The sequence below is a fragment of the Thermoflexus sp. genome (genome assembly GCF_025055495.1).
GTDB lineage: Bacteria > Chloroflexota > Anaerolineae > Thermoflexales > Thermoflexaceae > Thermoflexus.
The window spans coordinates 1-1,039 of record NZ_JANWXB010000150.1; the positions used below are offsets into that span (position 1 = coordinate 1).

The window sequence follows — 1,039 nt, forward strand, 5'->3', positions numbered from 1 at the left end:
GAAGGCGGCCCCACCGGCCCCAAATATTCAACGTTCCCCCAAACCTCCCCCAAGGAGGCCGTTATGAACATCCAGGATGTGCGCACCGTTGGGGTGGTCGGTTGCGGCCTGATGGGATCCGGGATCGCCGAGGTATGTGCCCGCGCGGGCTTCCATGTCATCGTCCGGGAGGTGAACGAAGAGCTCCTCCGGAAAGGGCTGGACCGCATCCGGGCCTCCATGGCGAAAGCGGTGGAGCGGGGGAAGCTGAGCGCTTCCGATATGGAAGCGGCATGGGGCCGCATCCGGGGCACGCTGGATATGGCGGACTTCGCGGTCTGTGATCTGGCCATCGAGGCGGTGATCGAAGAGATGAACACCAAGAAGGGGGTCTTCGCGGAGCTCGATCGCATCTGCTCGCCCCGCGCGATCCTGGCCAGCAACACTTCTTCCCTTTCCATCACCGAGCTGGGAAGTGTGACCCGGCGTCCGGAGAAGGTGATCGGTCTCCATTTCTTTAATCCGGTTCCGGTGATGCCCCTGCTGGAGATCGTGGTGGGGCTGCAGACTTCTGAAGAAACGGTGGCCCTGGGCCGAGCCCTGGCGGAGCGTCTGAACAAAACGGTGGTGCTCTCCAAAGATCGCCCGGGCTTCATCGTGAACCGTCTGCTGATCCCATACCTCCTGGATGCCATCCGGCTCCTGGAGGAAGGCGTTGCGACGATGGAGGATATCGACACCGCCATCAAGCTGGGCCTGAACCATCCTATGGGCCCTTTCGCCCTGATGGATTTCGTAGGGCTGGATACGTTGCTGTTCATCGCCGATGCGATGTTTGAGGAATTCAAAGACCCTCGCTATGCCGCCCCACCGCTGCTCCGTCGGATGGTCGCCGCCGGATGGCTGGGCCGCAAGAGCGGACGGGGGTTCTACGTTTATCGTTAACGCCACGGGCAATTTCTGAGCCCTCATGGGGATTTTGGGGCAGGAGCGCCGCCCCCGGTGGTGCCCCGGCCCCATGGGTAGTGTTTCCTTGTGACGGATCGCACCTCCAATTTCG

The 1,039-nt window shown here is 62.1% G+C and carries 1 protein-coding gene; it reads left to right on the forward strand.

Annotation, left to right across the window (positions count from 1 at the left end):
• The first annotated feature begins 63 nt into the window (after positions 1 to 63).
• Positions 64 to 924 carry a 3-hydroxyacyl-CoA dehydrogenase family protein gene (locus NZM16_RS05195; RefSeq protein WP_295448359.1) on the forward strand — a complete coding sequence of 287 codons (861 nt, stop codon included), beginning with the start codon at positions 64 to 66 and terminating at the stop codon, positions 922 to 924.
• The last annotated feature ends 115 nt before the right edge of the window (positions 925 to 1,039 follow it).